At 30.5% G+C, this 18,394-nt stretch carries 15 protein-coding genes, 1 pseudogene and 1 riboswitch; of the genes and pseudogenes, 15 read left to right on the forward strand and 1 reads right to left on the reverse strand.

Going from position 1 to position 18,394, the window contains the following annotated elements:
• Nucleotides 1-362 precede the first annotated feature (362 nt).
• The 3 genes from EYW44_RS10660 (at nucleotide 363) to EYW44_RS10670 (ending at nucleotide 3,902) form a co-directional block, all read left to right on the forward strand.
• The gene (locus tag EYW44_RS10660) at nucleotides 363-2,489 is read left to right on the forward strand and encodes a tetratricopeptide repeat-containing sensor histidine kinase (protein ID WP_132723658.1); all 2,127 of its coding nucleotides are present in this window, start codon (nucleotides 363-365) and stop codon (nucleotides 2,487-2,489) included.
• Between the two features lie 2 nt (nucleotides 2,490-2,491).
• The gene (locus EYW44_RS10665; RefSeq protein WP_132723659.1) at nucleotides 2,492-3,226 is read left to right on the forward strand and encodes a LytR/AlgR family response regulator transcription factor; all 735 of its coding nucleotides are present in this window, start codon (nucleotides 2,492-2,494) and stop codon (nucleotides 3,224-3,226) included.
• Nucleotides 3,227-3,386: 160 nt separating this feature from the next.
• A complete protein-coding gene (locus EYW44_RS10670) occupies nucleotides 3,387-3,902 on the forward strand; it encodes a gamma carbonic anhydrase family protein (protein ID WP_132723660.1) in 516 nt (171 codons plus the stop codon).
• Between the two features lie 102 nt (nucleotides 3,903-4,004).
• Here the strand turns inward: EYW44_RS10670 and EYW44_RS10675 are convergent, their stop codons facing one another.
• Nucleotides 4,005-4,421, reverse strand: a complete 417-nt coding sequence (locus EYW44_RS10675) for a hypothetical protein (protein WP_132723661.1) — start codon at nucleotides 4,419-4,421, stop codon at nucleotides 4,005-4,007.
• Nucleotides 4,422-4,576: 155 nt separating this feature from the next.
• Nucleotides 4,577-4,720, forward strand: a riboswitch (SAM riboswitch).
• Nucleotides 4,721-4,859: 139 nt separating this feature from the next.
• Here EYW44_RS10675 and EYW44_RS10680 point away from each other — a divergent pair.
• The 12 genes and pseudogenes from EYW44_RS10680 (at nucleotide 4,860) to EYW44_RS10735 (ending at nucleotide 18,393) form a co-directional block, all read left to right on the forward strand.
• A complete protein-coding gene (locus EYW44_RS10680; protein WP_132723662.1) occupies nucleotides 4,860-6,152 on the forward strand; it encodes an O-acetylhomoserine aminocarboxypropyltransferase/cysteine synthase family protein in 1,293 nt (430 codons plus the stop codon).
• 45 nt (nucleotides 6,153-6,197) lie between these two features.
• Nucleotides 6,198-9,593, forward strand: a complete 3,396-nt coding sequence (gene thrA, locus EYW44_RS10685) for a bifunctional aspartate kinase/homoserine dehydrogenase I (RefSeq protein ID WP_132723663.1) — start codon at nucleotides 6,198-6,200, stop codon at nucleotides 9,591-9,593.
• Nucleotides 9,594-9,595: 2 nt separating this feature from the next.
• Nucleotides 9,596-10,762 (forward strand): trans-sulfuration enzyme family protein, encoded by a 1,167-nt coding sequence (locus EYW44_RS10690; protein WP_132723664.1) that lies wholly within the window; start codon nucleotides 9,596-9,598, stop codon nucleotides 10,760-10,762.
• Between the two features lie 28 nt (nucleotides 10,763-10,790).
• Entirely contained in the window at nucleotides 10,791-11,198 is a 408-nt protein-coding gene (locus EYW44_RS10695; protein ID WP_132723665.1) for an RrF2 family transcriptional regulator, read from the forward strand.
• A gap of 205 nt (nucleotides 11,199-11,403) precedes the next feature.
• Nucleotides 11,404-11,658 carry a DUF2061 domain-containing protein gene (locus EYW44_RS10700; protein ID WP_132723666.1) on the forward strand — a complete coding sequence of 85 codons (255 nt, stop codon included), beginning with the start codon at nucleotides 11,404-11,406 and terminating at the stop codon, nucleotides 11,656-11,658.
• Complete coding sequence (locus EYW44_RS10705) at nucleotides 11,655-12,278, forward strand: phosphoadenosine phosphosulfate reductase domain-containing protein (RefSeq protein ID WP_132723667.1); 624 nt, start codon at nucleotides 11,655-11,657, stop codon at nucleotides 12,276-12,278. Before EYW44_RS10700 ends, EYW44_RS10705 begins: the two co-directional genes overlap by 4 nt.
• Before the next feature lie 9 nt (nucleotides 12,279-12,287).
• The gene (gene cysD, locus EYW44_RS10710; protein WP_132723668.1) at nucleotides 12,288-13,193 is read left to right on the forward strand and encodes a sulfate adenylyltransferase subunit CysD; all 906 of its coding nucleotides are present in this window, start codon (nucleotides 12,288-12,290) and stop codon (nucleotides 13,191-13,193) included.
• Nucleotides 13,194-13,276: 83 nt separating this feature from the next.
• On the forward strand, nucleotides 13,277-14,524 hold the full coding sequence (locus EYW44_RS10715) for a sulfate adenylyltransferase subunit 1 (RefSeq protein ID WP_132723669.1): 1,248 nt from the start codon (nucleotides 13,277-13,279) through the stop codon (nucleotides 14,522-14,524).
• A 9-nt stretch (nucleotides 14,525-14,533) separates the two neighbouring features.
• Entirely contained in the window at nucleotides 14,534-14,884 is a 351-nt protein-coding gene (locus EYW44_RS10720; RefSeq protein WP_132723670.1) for a 4Fe-4S dicluster domain-containing protein, read from the forward strand.
• A gap of 11 nt (nucleotides 14,885-14,895) precedes the next feature.
• Nucleotides 14,896-17,001 carry a HEPN domain-containing protein gene (locus tag EYW44_RS10725; protein ID WP_132723671.1) on the forward strand — a complete coding sequence of 702 codons (2,106 nt, stop codon included), beginning with the start codon at nucleotides 14,896-14,898 and terminating at the stop codon, nucleotides 16,999-17,001.
• 12 nt (nucleotides 17,002-17,013) lie between these two features.
• Nucleotides 17,014-17,760, forward strand: a pseudogene (cobA, locus tag EYW44_RS10730) (uroporphyrinogen-III C-methyltransferase); the annotation flags it as partial.
• A gap of 51 nt (nucleotides 17,761-17,811) precedes the next feature.
• Nucleotides 17,812-18,393, forward strand: a complete 582-nt coding sequence (locus EYW44_RS10735) for a precorrin-2 dehydrogenase/sirohydrochlorin ferrochelatase family protein (protein ID WP_132723782.1) — start codon at nucleotides 17,812-17,814, stop codon at nucleotides 18,391-18,393.
• Nucleotide 18,394 lies beyond the last annotated feature (1 nt).

Consider the following 18,394-nt stretch of genomic DNA (forward strand, 5'->3'; position numbering starts at 1 on the left):
AGAATTAACTTTCCCTTCTTCAATTATACGATTTCAAGTTTGATACATAGCTTTTGAAATCTTTAGATCATTAGTTTTATTTTCTACACTCAAATCTATGTGTAACTTTTTTCAAAAAAAAAGCATAATGAGTAAACAAACAGAAATAATTAGTGAATTGATTTTAAAAATGAGTAAAGTATTCATTTTAGCTTGTGAAAACCACTCTTAGTTAACAATGCTATTTTTTTTATTGATTTTTTGGTGATAAGTTTACATATTAATTAGTGTAAAATATATAAGAAGTGTATTTTAAAAGTTACATACTTACTTTTTTATTGATTATATCTTTTTTTAAAACGAATGCTCAAAATTTAGAAAAAATGAATGAGCAATTTGATTTAAAAGTAAAGGTGATAGATGAAAATAATAATGAACCTATAACAAATGCCCAAATTAGTGTAAATGCTTATACTTCTTTTGGAAATAATGTTGATGGAATATACATAGTTAAGGCAAGATTAAATGATGAATTAATAGTAAGACATCCAGATTTTGAAACGGTTAGATATACTATAAAGTCTAGAGAAGAAATAAAGATAATGGTACAAGGTTTACCTAAAAAAGGACGATTATCTTTTTTTAGAACCAAGAAAGTTGATATGTATCAACAATCTATTGATTCTGCAATGTTTTATAAAGAAAAAGATTTAGATAAAAGTTTGTGTTTTGTAGAAGAAGCTCTGGAGTTGAATCAATCAAAACAAAGAAGTGCAAATACTTACAAAGTTTTAGGAGATATATATTTTCATTGGAAACAATACGATATTGCTATTAGCAATTATAAAATCTCATTACAGATTTATGAAAAAGTAGAAACATTACTACAGTTAGCCAAAACTCAGTATTTAGCTAAAGAATATCAAGAAAGCGAAAAGTCATATCGTGAATTACAAAGTAAAAGTTTAAGTAATTATGATAAAGTACAAGTTTTTCAAGGTTTGGCAGATGCTCAATTAGCTAGTAAAGAATTTAAAGAAGCTACAGCAAATTATCAAAAAGGATTAGAAATAGCAGAAGTAAAATCTATAAAAGAAATTGTACCAGATTTAAATGCTAAAATAGCGAACTCTTATGCTAAACAAGGAAATATAAGAAAGGCTAAAAAGGTATATAAGAACACCTTAAAAATTTCAGAAGAATCTAAAAATTCATCTTTAGAAGTACAACAAGAAGTAGCAGATTTTTTTAACGAAACAAGGCAATATGATGACGAGATTAAACTTCGAAAAGAAATTTTAAAAAATGTAGATAAAAATCTTAAAAAAAGAAAGAAAAATAAAGAGCATAATTTAAAGGAAAAAATAAAAGCAGAAGCAAAAGATTCACTTACTTCTCAAAAGATGAACTACAAAATTGGTAGTGCTTATGTGTTGAAGCAAGAATATCCTGAAGCAATAGAATATTTGGAGAAAAGTATTGAAGAAGCTGATAAAAAAGAAGATTTAGAAGTGCAAAAGCACGCTACACGAAAATTATCTGAAGTGTATGCTACGGTGGGAGATTATATAAAAGCTTTAAGAAGTTACAGAGATTTTGTTGATATTGTTGATACACTTTATATTAAGAAAGAACAGGAGATTTACCAGATAAAAAGACTCACAAAGAAAATAGCAGATAATCAGAGTAGAATAGCCATTTTAGAAAAGGATAAAGAATTATCTGAAAGTAAAATTAATATTGCAATAAAGGATAAAGAAATTACGATAGAAAAAAGTAGAAGGCAACAGATTGTTATTTATTCTTTAATAGGAGGTTTATTATTGATGAGTTTATTGGCTTTTTATAAGCACAGATCCAATCAAAAACAACAATTAGCAAATAACTTGTTAGCTTTAAAATCAATGCGTTCACAAATGAATCCGCATTTTATTTTTAACGCCTTAAATTCAGTAAATAGTTTTATTGCCGTAAATGATGAAAGAAATGCAAATAGATATTTATCCGAATTTTCAGTATTAATGAGATCTGTTTTAGAGAATTCAGATGAAGATTTCATTCCTTTTACCAAAGAAATTGAATTGTTAGATCTTTATGTAAAACTAGAGCATAATCGCTTTCAAGATAAATTTGATTACGAAATAGATGTGGATAAATCCATAAACTTAGAAGAATACAGAATACCACCAATGCTTTTACAGCCTTATATAGAAAATGCTATTTGGCATGGTTTACGATACAGAAAAGAAAAAGGAAATTTATTTATATGTATAAAACAAGCAAGTGAAGATTCTATAGCTATTATTATACAAGATAATGGTATCGGAAGAAAGCAGTCGCTTGCTATGAAAACAAAAAATCAACTAAAACAAAAGTCAAAAGGAATGAGCACTATTAAAAATAGAATTGCCATTTTAAATGACATGTATCAAGATAAAGTATCAGTACAAATTTCTGATGTAAATGAAGATGGAAGTGGTACAAAAGTAATATTAACCTTAAAAAAATAACTATGACCAAACTAAAGACAATTATTGTAGAAGACGAAAAGATAAGTAGAGATATTTTAAGAAATTACGTAGGAAAATACTGTCCGAATATTGAATTATTAGGAGAAGCATCTAATATTGATGAGGCTCACGAGTTAATTAAAAAGTATGATTTAGATTTGGTGTTTTTAGACGTAGAAATGCCTTTTGGTAATGCTTTTGATTTATTAGAAAAAGTAGAAAATAAAACCTTTGAAACAGTATTTGTAACAGCTTACGATCATTACGCGATAGAGGCATTAAATAATCAGGCAACTTACTATTTATTAAAGCCAATTTCTATTGATGAGCTAATTAAGGCAGTTGCTTTAGTAACAGAGATAAAAGAAAAAGAAAACGAATTACAGAACCAGGTTTTAACACCTAAAACTACAGTAGTAAAAGGAAAAATAACTGTTCCGTCGCAAGATGGTTTTGAGGTTATAAATGTTGAAGAAATTTTATTTTGTAAAGCAGATGATAATTATACAGAAATTCATTTAGCAAACACAAAAAGAATTGTGAGTAAAACACTGAAGCATTTTGAAGAAGTTTTAAAAGAATATCCTTTTGCTAGAATTCATAAATCTTATTTAGTAAATATTAACTCTATCATCAGATATAAAAAAGGAAAAGGCGGAAGTGTTGAGTTAACCAATGGAAAAGAAATTCTAGTATCAGCCTCTAAAAAAGGGAATTTATTAGCGTATTTTAAATAAAAAGTTAAAAAGATAGCGTAAAGTTTATGTTTTTTACTGAGTTATTTTTTGTTGATAAAAAGATGTGTTTTTTTAAAATCAGAAAGGAAAAGAAATAACTTTGATAATTGATAATTGATAATTGATAATTGATAATTGATAATTGATAATTGAAGAAAATATGCCAATAATAAAACCAGTTAGAGGAAAAGCACCTCAAATATCAGAAGATTGTTACATAGCTGAAAATGCTACTATTGTAGGAGAAGTAACTATAGGAAAACAATGTAGTGTATGGTTTAACGCTGTAATAAGAGGAGATGTTCACTTTATAAAAATTGGAAATAAAGTAAACATTCAAGATGGAGCAGTAATTCATGCAACCTATCAAAAATCACCAACCACTATTGGAAATAATGTTTCTATCGGACATAATGCAATTGTACATGGCTGTACAATTCATGACAATGTTTTAGTAGGAATGGGAAGTATCATTATGGACGATTGTATTATTGAAAGTAATACAATAATAGCAGCAGGAGCAGTCGTAACTAAAAATACTCATGTAAAAAGTGGAAGTATATATGCAGGAGTACCAGCAAAAAAAGTAAAAGACATTTCTCCAGAGTTAACTTCTGGAGAGGTAGATAGAATTGCAAACAATTACGTTAAATATTCAAGTTGGTTTAAAGAATAGCAAACAGTAAAGTGTTAAAAAAAGTGAAGCCAAGAATCATTTCACAATCATTCAAGGCTTCAACTACAAAAAACTAATTATCTAATTATCAAAATTCTAAAACTATGCTCGTTTTGTTTTATCTATTTTCATCTTTCTCTTACTCATTCTCCTGTGTTTTCTAGTAAGATGCTTTTCATATTTTTCAAACTGTTGATTATCTAAAATATTCTTCATTCTGTTTTTTAAAGCTATTTTAGCATCCAATTCATTCATTTTTAGTTGAAATCTTTCGTCTTTAGTAAGCTTTTTCATTTCTTCTCTAGACTTTCGATTTTTTTTCTTGGCAATACTTTCGGCAATTAATGGACGAATTTTGTTTTGCTGGCCTTTAGATAAATCTAAATGTAAAGTCATTTTTTTTAAGGTCAGTTCAGTTCTTTGTTCAACTGTAAATTGATCTTTTTTCTCTTTTCTTTTCTGGGCTGTACTAGTGATTACTAATCCTAATACTAGTAAAATTGAAAGTATTTTCTTCATATTTCTCTATCTTTTAAATTACAATTCTAAGACCATAGAAAAATGAAAAGGTTTAATCAAGAAAAAAATATTTTCAAAAAAAATCAATAAAAACTTGCATATTAAAATTTTATAATTGAATATTTGTATTCGAAAAGTTCAATGACTTATTAATTATGTTATCAAGAAAGGTGGAGGGATTAGACCCTATGAAGCCTTAGCAACCCTTTACATTTGCAAAATCTTAATTTGTATGTGTAAAGAAGGTGCTACATTCTACCATATTGAAATTTTAAATTTCAAAAAAGGATAGATAACCAGCAGAAGTTTTTTAATATTCTATGTTACCAAAAAAGCTTCCTATAATTTCTTAATAACATTTTTCTAGTAAGCAACATCTAAGTTTAGATGTGTCTTGACTTTTGTTTTAATTTATTATTAACTCAAAAAATAAGAAAAATGAGTACTCAAAAATTTGCAACAAATGCATTACATGCCGGACACAATGTGACTGAAAACGGTGGAACTAGGGCAGTTCCTATTTATCAAACAACTTCATATGTATTTGATCATTCAGATCATGCAGCAAATTTATTTTCACTAAAAGAATTAGGTTTTATTTATACACGATTAAATAATCCAACTAATCAAATTCTTCAAGAACGTTTAGCTGCTCTAGAAGGGGGAGTAGGAGCGGTAGTTTTTGCCTCAGGAACCGCTGCAATATCTACAGGTTTATTAACTCTATTAAAAGCAGGAGATCACATAGTAGCATCGAGTAGTTTGTACGGAGGAACTTACAATTTATTGAATGTTACCTTACCAAGATTAGGAATTACAACCACTTTTGTTGATGCTTCTAAGCCAGAAAGTTTTTCTGATGCTGTACAAGAAAATACAAGAGCATTTTTCGTTGAGTCATTGGGTAACCCAAAGTTAGATGTATTAGATTTAGAAGAAATTTCAAAGCATGCTAAGGCAGCTAAAGTTCCTTTTATTGTAGACAATACAGTAGCTACACCAGCTTTATTGAATCCGATTAAGCATGGAGCAAATATTGTTATTCATTCATTAACAAAATACATAGGAGGACAAGGGAATTCTTTAGGAGGAGCTATTATTGATGCTGGAACTTTTGATTGGTCTAATGGAAAGTTTCCTGAATTTACAGAACCTTCAGCAGGATATCATGGACTAAAATATCATGAAACTTTAGGAGCTGCTTCCTATACATTTAAATTAATTTTAGAAGGATTAAGAGATTTCGGAGGCGCATTAAGTCCTACCAATGCTTTTAATATCATTCAAGGATTAGAAACTTTAGAAGTTCGAATAGAAAAACATAGTCAAAATGCTTTAGCAATTGCAAAATGGTTAGAAGGTAAAGACGAAGTAAGCTGGGTAAACTATCCTGGTTTAGAAAGTAGTGCACATAACGAAAAAGCAAAAAAATATTTACCAAAAGGACAAAGTGGTATTGTAACTTTTGGAATAAAAGGAGGTTTTGATGCAGCAAAAGCAGTAGCAGATAACACAAAATTATTTTCTTTATTAGCCAATATTGGTGATACAAAATCATTAATTATTCACCCAGCTAGTACTACACATCAACAATTAACAGAGCAAGAACAAGAGAGCGCAGGAGTTACAAGTGATCTTATTCGTTTATCAGTTGGTTTAGAAAATATAGAAGATTTAAAGAACGATTTAGAAGAAGCATTCGCAACTATTCCTAAAGAGATTTTAGTATAAAGGTTACAACTTGTTTTTAAAATAATACCATTTTAAAAGAACATTATGGATCGTAAGTACGATTTACATCAAATAACAATTCTTAGTTATATTACAGAAAGCGGTACTAAAATTACCAACCTACCATTAAGTTACCAACTTTTTGGTAAGCCATTAGGTACCGCACCTGTAATATTAATCAATCATGCTTTAACAGGTAACAGTAATGTAGCAGGAGAAGAAGGTTGGTGGAAAGATATTATTGGAAGCAATAAGGTAATAGATACTGAAAAATATACAACTTTGTGTTTCAATATTCCAGGTAATGGTTATGATAATTTTTTAATTGATAATTATAAAGATTTTGTAGCAAGAGATATTGCAAGTATCTTTTTAGAAGGATTACAGGAGTTAAAAATAGATCAATTATTTGCTTTAATTGGAGGTTCATTAGGAGGAGGAATTGCTTGGGAAATGGTAACTATCAATCCAATAATAACTCAACATTTAATTCCCATCGCAACCGATTGGAAATCGACAGATTGGTTAATTGCTAATTGTCAAATTCAAGAACAATTTTTAGTAAACTCAAGTAATCCATTGCACGATGCTCGTATGCATGCAATGTTGTGTTATCGTACACCAAAATCTTTCAATAATAGATTTCAAAGAACAAAAAACGAAGAGTTACAAATATTTAATGTAGAAAGCTGGTTGTTGCATCATGGTAAAAAACTGCAAGAACGTTATCAATTGGCGTCTTACAAATTGATGAATCAATTATTAAAAACAATAGATGTTACAAGAGAAAGAGAGCAAATTGATGTTCTTGAAAAAATTGAAGCATTTATACATATTGTAGGTGTAGATTCTGATTTGTTTTTTACTGCGGAAGAAAATAGAGATACTTATAAAAAACTAGCCGCTAATAATCCACAGGTAACCTATAATGAAATAAATTCTATACACGGGCATGATGCTTTTTTGATGGAATACGAACAACTAAAAAAAATATTGAATCCTATATTTAATAAAGAAGAACAAAAAATGAAAGTATTAAAGTTTGGAGGAAAATCTCTTTCAAATAAAGGAATAGAGAGAGTTTTAGATATCATAGAAAATAAAATTAATAATAAAGAAAAGATAGCTGTAGTTGTTTCTGCCAGAGGAAATGCAACAGATGAGTTGGAAGAGATGTTAGAAAAAGCATCAAAGAACGAAGCATATCAAGAACAACTAGAAGCATTCAGATATCAGCAAACAAAAATAACTCCACTAATAGATTATTCAATAGAATTTGAACGTCTACAAAAAATATTAGAAGGAGTTCATTTATTAGGAGATTATAGTCAAAAAATAAAAGACGAGGTATTAGCACAAGGAGAACTATTGTCTGTAAAAACTATAGCAGAGCTTTTACAACAAAGAGGGATTAATGCTAAAGCAACAGATGCAAGAGGTTTATTAAAAACAGATGAAAAGTTTGGAAATGCACAACCTATAGAAGAGGTGTCTAAAGAAAATGTAGTTGCTCATTTTGATAAGCACAATGGAGATACGGTAAATGTAGTGACTGGATTTATTGCCTCTAACCTAAAAAATGAAACAACAACTTTAGGTCGAAATGGAAGTAATTACACAGCTTCATTATTGGCAAATTATTTAAATGCCGAAGAGTTACAAAATTATACCCATGTAAATGGAATATATACAGCAAATCCTGATTTAGTGGAAGATGCAAAAAAGATAGATAAATTATCTTTTTCAGAAGCAAATGAATTAGCAAGTTTTGGAGCCAATATTTTACATGCAAAAACGATAATTCCATTATTAGAGAAAAATATAAACCTTAGAATATTAAATACGTTTAATGTTGAAGATACAGGAACTTTAATAACAGAAAAAGCAACATCAAAAGGTATAAAATCTTTATCTGTGTTAGAAGATGTGGCGCTACTGAATTTTGAAGGAAGAGGTTTGTTAGGAAAAGTAGGAGTAGATGCTAGAATATTCAAAGCTTTAAGTCATCACGATATTAGTATAAGTATTATTTCTCAAGGTTCATCAGAAAGAGGAATCGGATTAATTGTAAAAAAGAATGAAGCAGAAAAAGCGGTAAATGCTTTAGAAAAAGAGTTTGAACAAGATCTTTATAACAAAGATGTAAGTCAAATTTCAATTGTAAGTGATGTTGCAGTAATTTCTATCATCGGACAAGATTTAAGTGAATTTCATCGTCCTTATAATTCGTTAATTAAAAATCAGATTACACCATTGCTTTTTAATAATACCATTACTGGTAAAAATGTAAGTTTAGTGGTTAAAAAGTCAGAGCTTCATAAAGCTTTAAATGTAATTCACGGACAAGTTTTTGGAATTGCTAAAAAAATAAATATAGCTGTTTTCGGTAAAGGATTAGTAGGAGGTACACTAATAAATCAAGTGTTAGATAATTTAAAAAATGTATTGGATAGAAGAAAAATCCATCTAAATATTTTTGCGATATCAAATTCTAAAAAAGTTTTATTAACTAAAAACGGAGTTGATAATAATTGGAATGAAAATCTAACAAATCAAAATGAAGAAGCGTTTTTAGTAGATACTGTTATCGATTTTGCTAAAAAACATCATTTAGAAAATTTAATTGCAGTAGATAACACGGCAAGTACCGATTTTGTAGAAAATTATATTCCATTAATTGAAGCAGGTTTTAACTTGGTTTCTTCAAATAAAATAGCAAATACAGTTTCACATTCTTTTTACAAAGAATTAAGGAAAACGTTAGAAAAACACAACAAAACGTATTTATATGAAACTAATGTTGGTGCAGGTTTACCGTTGATAGATACCATCAAATTATTACACGATTCAGGAGAAAATATCACACGAATAAGAGGTGTTTTTTCAGGGTCATTGAGTTATATTTTTAATAGATTTTCTTCGGAAGAAGTGTCTTTTTCAGAAGTATTAGAAGAAGCAATTAAAAAAGGATTTACAGAACCTGATCCTCGTGAAGATTTATGCGGAAATGATGTAGCCAGAAAACTGCTAATTTTAGCACGAGAGCTAGATTTAGAAAATGAGTTCGAGGATATTCAAATAGAAAATTTAATACCAGCACCTTTAAGAGAAATTTCATCAGATGAATTTTTGTCAAGTTTAGAAGAATTAAATGCGCCATTTTTAAGTGTCAAAGAAAATCAGGAAGAAGGCAATGTGTTGAGGTATATAGGAGATTTATATGGAGATCTTCAGCAAACAAAAGGTGAATTAGATGTAAAATTAGTGTCGGTACCAAAAGATTCTCCATTAGGAAGTTTACAAGGATCAGATGCCATTTTTGAAATTTATACAGAATCATATGGAGAACAACCAATTGTAATTCAGGGAGCAGGAGCGGGAGCAGAAGTGACGGCAAGAGGAGTGTTTGGAGATATATTAAGACTAGCAAAAAATCAATAGTTATGAGCAATTACAAAGAAACACAAGCAATAAGAACACAAACAGAACGCACACAGTTTTTTGAACATTCTACACCAATGTATGTAACGTCAAGTTTTGTTTTTGAAGACGCAGAAGATATGAGAGCTTCTTTTGCAGAAGAGAAAGAACGAAATTTATATAGTAGATTTTCAAACCCTAATACTACTGAGTTTGTTGAGAAAATAGTTCAAATGGAAGGAGCAGAATCTGGATATGCATTTGCAACGGGTATGTCTGCTGTTTTTTCAACATTTGCAGCACTACTAAACTCTGGAGATCATATTGTTTCTTCAAGATCAGTTTTTGGTTCTACTCATAGTTTGTTTACTAAATTTTTACCAAAGTGGAATATAACAACAAGTTATTTTAAAATAAACGAGCCTGAGAAAATAGAAAGCTTAATAACAGAAAAAACAAAAATTCTGTACGCAGAAACACCTACCAATCCGGCAGTAGATATTATTGATTTAGAATTATTAGGGCAAATAGCAAAAAAGCATAATCTACTATTAGTTATAGACAATTGTTTTGCAACACCTTATTTACAAAATCCAATAAAATTTGGGGCTGATTTAGTTATTCATTCAGCAACAAAATTAATTGACGGACAAGGTAGAGTTTTAGGAGGAGTGACAGTTGGTAAGAAAGAGTTGATTAGAGAGATTTATTTATTCTCAAGAAATACCGGTCCGGCAATGTCTCCATTCAATGCATGGGTGTTATCCAAAAGTTTAGAAACTTTGGCAGTAAGAGTTGAAAAACATTGTGAAAATGCGTTAAAGGTAGCGCAGTTTTTAGAAAGTCATGCAAAAGTTAATGTGGTTAAATATCCTTTTTTACCATCACATCCACAATACGAAATTGCAAAAAAGCAAATGTATTTAGGGGGTAATATTGTAGCTTTTGAAGTAAAAGGAGGAATTGAATCTGGACGTAGTTTTTTAAACAATATAAAAATGTGTTCATTATCAGCAAATTTAGGAGATACCAGAACCATTGTTACACATCCAGCATCAACAACACATAGTAAGTTAACTGTAGAAGATAGATTGGAAGTAGGTATAACTGATGGATTAGTAAGATGTTCTATAGGTTTAGAAAATGTAGAAGATATAATTAACGATTTAAAGCAAGCATTAGAAATTTAGGAAATAAATAAAAGCTTATTTTTGCAATATGCTTTCTAAAAAAACTAAATACGGAATCAAAGCTCTTACTTGTATAGCAAAGCAAGAAAAGGGTACTATGCTTCAAATAGCAGCAATAGCTGAAAGAGAAAATATATCTCATAAGTTTTTAGAAAGTATTTTGCTAACACTTCGAAAATCAGGAGTTTTAGGTGCAAAAAAAGGCAAAGGAGGAGGGTATTATTTAGTAAAAGCCGCAGAAGAAGTAAAAATGACAGATGTTATTAGAACTTTAGAAGGACCTATTGCAATGGTTCCGTGTGTAAGTTTAAACTTTTACGAAAAATGCGATGACTGTCCAGATGAAAATGCATGTGCTGTACATAAGCTAATGATTCAAGTAAGAGATAATACTTTAAAAGTTTTGAGAAACACAACACTAGCGGATTTAGTGTAAGTTTTTAGTAGAGTTAAGAACTAAAAATCGGTGGAAAATATCAAGTAAATAAGAACATTTATACTCAATATTTTTTACTGTAAAGACTAAACATAGTATTATAGAATTGTTAATTTTTCTTTTTTTATTTTGATATTAATAATGTGTGCGTATATTTACAAAATCTAAAACCTAGTAATCCGATAGGGTAAATGTGTTTTAAAAGATGATTGTAGAACAAATAACAGAAAATAAGACCACGTATAAATCAGATAAATATTCTGAGAAACCTATGCGTAGTATAGTGAAATCGATAAGTTGGAGGGTTCTAGGAACTATAGATACGGTTCTTATTTCTTGGCTAATAACAGGAGAGTTAACAACTGCTTTTTCGATAGGATCAATAGAACTAGTAACAAAAATGATGTTATATTTTTTTCACGAAAGAATATGGAACAATATAAAATGGGGTAAAAGATGAGTGTAGATACATTAGATTTAAAAGTAATAAACGAAGAATTAAAAGATAAGACACCACAAGAGATTGTTGCGTGGGCATTATCAGTAGCAAAAGCACCAGTAATTACCACCAATTTTAGACCTTATGAAGGAGCTATTTTAAATTTAGTAGTTTCTCAGCAAGAACAAATTAAAGTGATATGGTGTGATACGGGTTACAATACTCCACAAACTTACAAGCATGCTGAAGAGCTAATACATAAGTTACAATTAAACGTGCAATTATATGTGCCTAAACAAACAGTTGCACACAGAAATATCACATTAGGTTTACCTACTATCGACGATCCTAATCATACAATTTTTACTGAACAAGTAAAATTAGAACCATTTAAAAGAGCGATGAAAGAACATGCGCCTGATGTATGGTTTACAAATTTAAGAAAAGGACAAACTGCATTTAGAGATAGTATAGATGTAGTTTCAAAGAGTAAAGATGGAATTTTAAAAGTAAGTCCTTTTTATAATTGGTCAGATGAAGCTTTAGATGCTTATTTAGAAGAGCATAATTTGCCAAATGAATTTAAATACTTTGATCCAACCAAAGTAGAGAGTAACAGAGAGTGTGGTTTACATATTTAAATTAAGGAAATGAGTACAAATATATTACAAGTAGGAGCCTTAGAAAGTGAAGCAATATATATTATCAGAGAAGTAGTTGCCCAGTTTGAAAAGCCTGTGTTATTATTCTCGGGTGGTAAAGACAGTATTACATTGGTAAGATTAGCACAAAAAGCATTTTATCCAGCAAAAATTCCTTTTCCATTAATGCACATTGATACTGGACACAATTTTCCTGAAACTATTGAATTTAGAGATCGATTAGTAAAAGAATTAGGTGTTGAGCTAATTGTTAGAAATGTTCAAGACAATATTGATGCAGGTAAAGTAAAAGAAGAAACAGGAAAGTATGCTAGTAGAAATATGTTGCAAACTGAAACTTTACTAGATGCTATTGAAGAATTTGGTTTTGATGCTTGTATAGGTGGTGCAAGAAGAGATGAAGAGAAGGCGAGAGCTAAAGAGCGTATTTTTTCTGTGAGGGATGATTTTGGTCAGTGGGATGAGAAAAATCAACGACCAGAATTATTTGATATGCTAAACGGACGCATTGATTTAGGACAAAATGTACGTGTGTTTCCTATATCCAACTGGACAGAGTTAGATGTGTGGTCATATATTCAGAAAGAAGAAATTGAAATACCATCAATTTATTTTGCACATAAGCGGGAAACATTCATAAGAGATGGACTTATTTGGTCTGCAAATGACGAAGTAGTTTACAGAGAAGAAGATGAAGAAGTAGCAGAAAGAATGGTGCGTTTTAGAACTGTGGGAGATATGAGTTGTACAGCAGCCGTACTGTCAACAGCAACAGAGATTAATACAATAGTAGCCGAAATTAGAACTTCTACAATTTCAGAAAGAGGAGCAAGAATAGATGATAAGAGATCTGAAGCTGCTATGGAAAAACGTAAACAACAAGGATATTTTTAAAGAAAAGAAATAAGTATTAAGTACAAAGTAATAGGTAGATATGTGTCTCAATACTAGTACTCAATACTCAATATTGTAAAAACATGAACGTACTAAAAATAGCAACAGCAGGGAGTGTAGATGACGGAAAGAGTACTTTAATAGGACGAATTTTATACGATACTAAATCATTAACAGACGATAAGTTAGAGGCTATTGAGGAAAAGAGTAAGCAAAAAGGATTTGATTACTTAGATTTTTCTTTAGCTACCGACGGATTAGTAGCAGAAAGAGAGCAAGGGATTACCATAGATGTTGCTCACATATATTTTTCTACACCAACTACTAGTTTTATCATAGCAGATACTCCAGGACATATAGAGTATACAAGAAACATGGTAACGGGGGCTTCTAACTCACAAGCATCTATTGTGTTAGTTGATGCTAGAAACGGAGTCGTAGAGCAAACATATCGTCACTTTTTTATCAATAATTTATTACGTGTAAAAGATGTAGTGATTGCAGTAAATAAGATGGATTTGGTTGATTATTCAGAAGAAAAATTCAATCAAATAAAAGGAGAGATCACTTATTTAGCTGAAAAAAGTGGATATCAAAATCAAAATATAACATTTATTCCAGTGTCAGCTTTACATGGTGATAATGTAGTAAATGTATCAGATAAAATGGATTGGTATAAAGGTCAATCTTTATTAGATCATTTAGAAGCTATAGAAACGAATAAAGCTGAAGAAGCTTCAAGAACTCGTTTTCCTGTTCAAAGTGTAATACGCCCAAAAACTGAAAATTATCACGATTACAGAGGGTATGCAGGAAAAGTATATGGAGGTTCATTAGCTGTGGGAGATGAGGTAACAATTTTACCTTCTGATACGAAATCAAAAATAAAAAGTATTCAATTTTTTGATAAAGAATACGAAGTTGCACAACAAGGAAGTTCAGTAAATATCACTCTTGAAGACGATGTAAATGTTAGTAGAGGTGATATGTTAGTAAAAGCTGGAGAAGAACCTAAAGTTGTAAAACAATTAGAAGCTACCGTTTGTTGGATGGATAAAACTCCTCTGCAAGCATCGGAGAAATATTACTTGAAACATGGTGTTAACGATGCACAGGTTAAGATCATGAGTTTAGATTCATTGATACATACCGATTTTTCAGGTAAAGAACAAAACCCTTCAAAATTATCTTTAAATGAAATCGGCGACGTTTCATTAAAAATAAGTAAGCCTTTATTTGTAGATAGTTATCAAGAAAATAAGGCAAACGGGGCTTTTATTTTAATCAATCCAAAAACCAACAATACTGCAGGAGTTGGTTTTATAAAATAGCAAAGTAAAATGGCAATTATCATAACAGACGAATGTATTAATTGTGGTGCATGTGAGCCAGAATGCCCTAATACAGCAATATATGAAGGTGCAGAAGATTGGAATTATAGTGAAGGAACTTCATTAAATGGAAATGTAACGTTGCCTAATGGTAATACGTTGGAAGCAGATTCAGAGCAAGAGCCAATATCTGATGAGTATTATTTTATTGTTCCAGATAAATGTACTGAGTGTAAAGGGTTTCATGAAGAACCACAATGTGCAGCTGTTTGTCCTGTCGATTGTTGTGTGCCAGATGAGGATCATGTAGAAACTGAAGAAGAATTATTAAGTAAGCAAAAGTTCTTACATAACGAGTAAAAATTAACATCATGCAAAGTTTTAGAAGCGAAATAGAAAATCCAGTTGTAGAAAAAGATATTCTAGAATTAGAGCGTAAGATTCAATTATTTAAAGAGGGTAGGATAGATGAAGAGCGTTTTAGAAGTTTACGTTTAGCAAGAGGAGTATACGGTCAGCGTCAATTAGGGGTACAAATGATTCGTATAAAAATACCTTATGGAAAAATAACTAGTGAGCAATTGCATAGAATTAGTGACGTGTCTGATGAGTATTCTAGAGGAAGGTTGCATATAACAACTCGTCAAGATATTCAAATTCATTATGTAAGTTTAGATAGAACACCAGAATTATGGTCGCAGTTAGAAAAGGATGATATTACATTAAGAGAAGCTTGTGGTAATGCAGTACGTAATGTAACAGCATCAGAAACAGCAGGAATTGATGTGAATGAGCCTTTTGATGTTACTCCTTATGCACATGCTACCTTTGAATTTTTCTTAAGAAACCCTATTTGTCAAGAAATGGGAAGAAAATTCAAAATGTCATTTTCATCAACAGAAGAAGATACAGCAATAAGTTTTATACACGATTTAGGATTTATTGCTAAAGTAAAAAAAGTAGGCGATAAAGAAATTAGAGGTTTCAAAGTTATGTTAGGTGGAGGTTTAGGTTCGCAACCTAGGCAAGCTGATGTAATGTATGAGTTTTTAGAAGAAGATTTGATAATACCTACTATTGAAGGAGTATTGAGAGTATTTGATCGTCATGGAGAAAGAACCAAAAGAGCAAAAGCTAGAATGAAGTTTTTGTTAAAAAGTGTTGGTTTAGATGGTTTTTTAGCATTAGTAGAGGCAGAAAGAAAAGCATTGGCATATCAGTCTTATCCAATAGATACTTCCAAATTTGAAGAGGAAGTTGTATTTGAAACATTGGAAGCTCCAGTTGTTACTTTAGAAGACCAAGATACATATGAAAAGTGGAAAATTTCTAATGTGATAAAGCAAAAACAAGATGGTTTGTTTGCTGTAGGTATAAAAGTACATTTAGGAGATTTTTATACAGATAAAGCTCGTTTGTTAGCTGATTTGATAAAGAAATATGGAGCTAATGAATTACGATTTACCTTACGTCAGAATATTTTAATTCGTCATGTGCGAGAAGCTTTTTTACCTGTTTTTTATACAGAACTTAAAAAGTTAGGATTTACATCTTTAGGATACAATAGTACGGCAGATATTACTGCTTGTCCAGGTACAGATACATGTAATTTAGGAATAGCAAGTAGTACAGGAATAGCTGCTGAATTAGAGCGAGTATTTGAAAATGAATATCCACAGTACATCAATAATAAAGACATCACAATTAAAATAAGTGGATGTATGAATGCTTGCGGCCAGCATAACATGGCTCATATTGGATATCAAGGAATGTCTGTAAAATCAGGAGGATTGGTAGCTCCTGCATTACAAATTTTAATAGGAGGAGGTATTGAAGGTGATGGGAAAGGACGTTTTTCTGATAAATTAGTAAAAATACCTAGTAAAAGAGGTCCAGAATCATTAAGGATTCTTTTAAACGATTTTGAAGCTCACAAAAATGGAAACGAAGACTTTTTAGCATATTATGATAGACAAGGTAAAACATATTTTTATGATTTACTAAAGCATTTATCAGATGTAACAAATTTACAAGAGGACGATTTTATTGATTGGGGACATGATAAAAATTATGTAAAAGCTATTGGAGTAGGAGAATGTGCAGGAGTTGTAATAGATTTAGTAGCTACCTTATTATTTGAAAGTGAAGAAAAATTAGAAAATGCAGCAGAAGCATTAAAAGAAGGGCAGTGGTCAGATAGTATTTATCACTCTTATGCAGGAATGGTAAATGTGGCTAAGGCTTTATTAACTTCTGAAGGATTAAAAACTAACACTCAAGTTGGGATTATTGAAAATTTTGATAGTACCTTTATAGAGAATAATAAGTTAGAATTGTCAAGTTCTTTTTCAGATTTAGTATATCAAATTAATAAAAACAAACCATCAAAAGAATTTGCAAGTACATACTTAGAAGAAGCAAAATCATTATATAAAAAAGTAGACGCTTATAGAAAGGCAGTAGTGGTAGAAAGTTAAAAGTTACGAATTATGAGAGTACAACCTAAATTAACAATAATAGGTGCAGGACCAGGAGATGCAGAGTTAATAACGTTAAAAGCTATAAACACATTAAAAGTAGCAGATGTAATATTGTATGATGCTTTGGTAAATCCAGATTTATTGAAGTATGCAAGACCAAATGCTGAACTAATTTTTGTAGGTAAACGTAGAGGTTGTTATCATTATCAACAAGAACAGATAAATGAATTAATTGTAGCTAGAGGAAAATCACACGGTCATGTAGTAAGATTGAAGGGAGGAGATCCTTTTGTATTTGGTAGAGGAGCGGAAGAAATGGAGTATGCTGCGGAAAATGGTTTAGAAGTAGCCATGATTCCAGGAATATCATCTTCAATGGCAGTTCCAGCATCTCAAAATGTACCTTTAACCAAAAGAGGAAGTTCAGAGAGTTTTTGGGTAATAACAGGAACAACAAAGCAACATAAATTATCAGAGGATGTTGCATTAGCAGCAAAGTCAAGTGCTACAGTTGTTATTTTAATGGGAATGGGTAAATTATCAGAAATAGTTTCTCTTTTTCAAAAAGAAGGTAAAAACAGTTTGCCAGTGGCTATTATTCAAGATGGAACAACTAAAAGAGAAAAAATAGGTGTTGGAACTGTGGATACAATTGAAGGAGTTGTTGCCAAAGAACAATTGAGTAATCCTGCTATTATAGTTTTAGGAGAAGTTGTAAAGCACCGAGCAAAAATACAAGAGATACAAGAAGAAGTATTAGCAAAATCTGATAAAGTAGTATCTGAAAAGGTTGTAAAGAGCAATAAAATTGATGAGGGAAGAAATAATTTATACCCTGTTTTTTTAAAGGTAAAACAGCTAGAGGTTTTAATTGTAGGAGGAGGTTTTGTAGCAGAAGAAAAGTTAACTTTTTTATTAAAATCTAGTCCAGATGCAAAAGTAACAATGGTATCTCCTATGTTTAGAGAGGGTACTAGAATTATTGCAAACAGAGGTAATGTAACCTTAATAGAAGATACTTATGATGTTTCATATTTAGAAGGAAAGCATATGGTGATTGCTACCACTGATAAACCAGAAATTAACGTTGAGGTTTATAAAGACTGTAGAGCACAAAACATTTTAGTTAACGTAGCAGATAATCCACCATACTGTGATTTTTACATGGGAGGTATTGTAACCAAAGGAAACGTAAAGATTGCAATTTCTACTAATGGAAAATCACCCACAACAGCAAAAAGATTACGACAGTTTTTTGAGGAAGTAATTCCTGATAAAATTGACGATTTAGTCAAAAATTTAAATGACTACAGAAAAACGATAAAAGGAAATTTCGAACAAAAAGTAGAACAACTAAACGAGTTCACTAAGAGCTTAGTAGAAAAGTAAG

Origin of the sequence: Tenacibaculum sp. M341 (genome assembly GCF_004337695.1) — a bacterium.
Lineage (GTDB): Bacteria > Bacteroidota > Bacteroidia > Flavobacteriales > Flavobacteriaceae > Polaribacter.

What these genes read in the sequence shown, in the direction of transcription:
- EYW44_RS10660 (WP_132723658.1), top strand. Translation starts at nt 363, where the DNA reads ATGAATGAGCAATTTGATTTAAAAGTAAAGGTGATAGATGAAAATAAT.
- EYW44_RS10665 (WP_132723659.1), top strand. Translation starts at nt 2,492, where the DNA reads ATGACCAAACTAAAGACAATTATTGTAGAAGACGAAAAGATAAGTAGA.
- EYW44_RS10670 (WP_132723660.1), top strand. Translation starts at nt 3,387, where the DNA reads ATGCCAATAATAAAACCAGTTAGAGGAAAAGCACCTCAAATATCAGAA.
- EYW44_RS10675 (WP_132723661.1), bottom strand. Translation starts at nt 4,421, where the DNA reads ATGAAGAAAATACTTTCAATTTTACTAGTATTAGGATTAGTAATCACT.
- EYW44_RS10680 (WP_132723662.1), top strand. Translation starts at nt 4,860, where the DNA reads ATGAGTACTCAAAAATTTGCAACAAATGCATTACATGCCGGACACAAT.
- thrA (WP_132723663.1), top strand. Translation starts at nt 6,198, where the DNA reads ATGGATCGTAAGTACGATTTACATCAAATAACAATTCTTAGTTATATT.
- EYW44_RS10690 (WP_132723664.1), top strand. Translation starts at nt 9,596, where the DNA reads ATGAGCAATTACAAAGAAACACAAGCAATAAGAACACAAACAGAACGC.
- EYW44_RS10695 (WP_132723665.1), top strand. Translation starts at nt 10,791, where the DNA reads ATGCTTTCTAAAAAAACTAAATACGGAATCAAAGCTCTTACTTGTATA.
- EYW44_RS10700 (WP_132723666.1), top strand. Translation starts at nt 11,404, where the DNA reads ATGATTGTAGAACAAATAACAGAAAATAAGACCACGTATAAATCAGAT.
- EYW44_RS10705 (WP_132723667.1), top strand. Translation starts at nt 11,655, where the DNA reads ATGAGTGTAGATACATTAGATTTAAAAGTAATAAACGAAGAATTAAAA.
- cysD (WP_132723668.1), top strand. Translation starts at nt 12,288, where the DNA reads ATGAGTACAAATATATTACAAGTAGGAGCCTTAGAAAGTGAAGCAATA.
- EYW44_RS10715 (WP_132723669.1), top strand. Translation starts at nt 13,277, where the DNA reads ATGAACGTACTAAAAATAGCAACAGCAGGGAGTGTAGATGACGGAAAG.
- EYW44_RS10720 (WP_132723670.1), top strand. Translation starts at nt 14,534, where the DNA reads ATGGCAATTATCATAACAGACGAATGTATTAATTGTGGTGCATGTGAG.
- EYW44_RS10725 (WP_132723671.1), top strand. Translation starts at nt 14,896, where the DNA reads ATGCAAAGTTTTAGAAGCGAAATAGAAAATCCAGTTGTAGAAAAAGAT.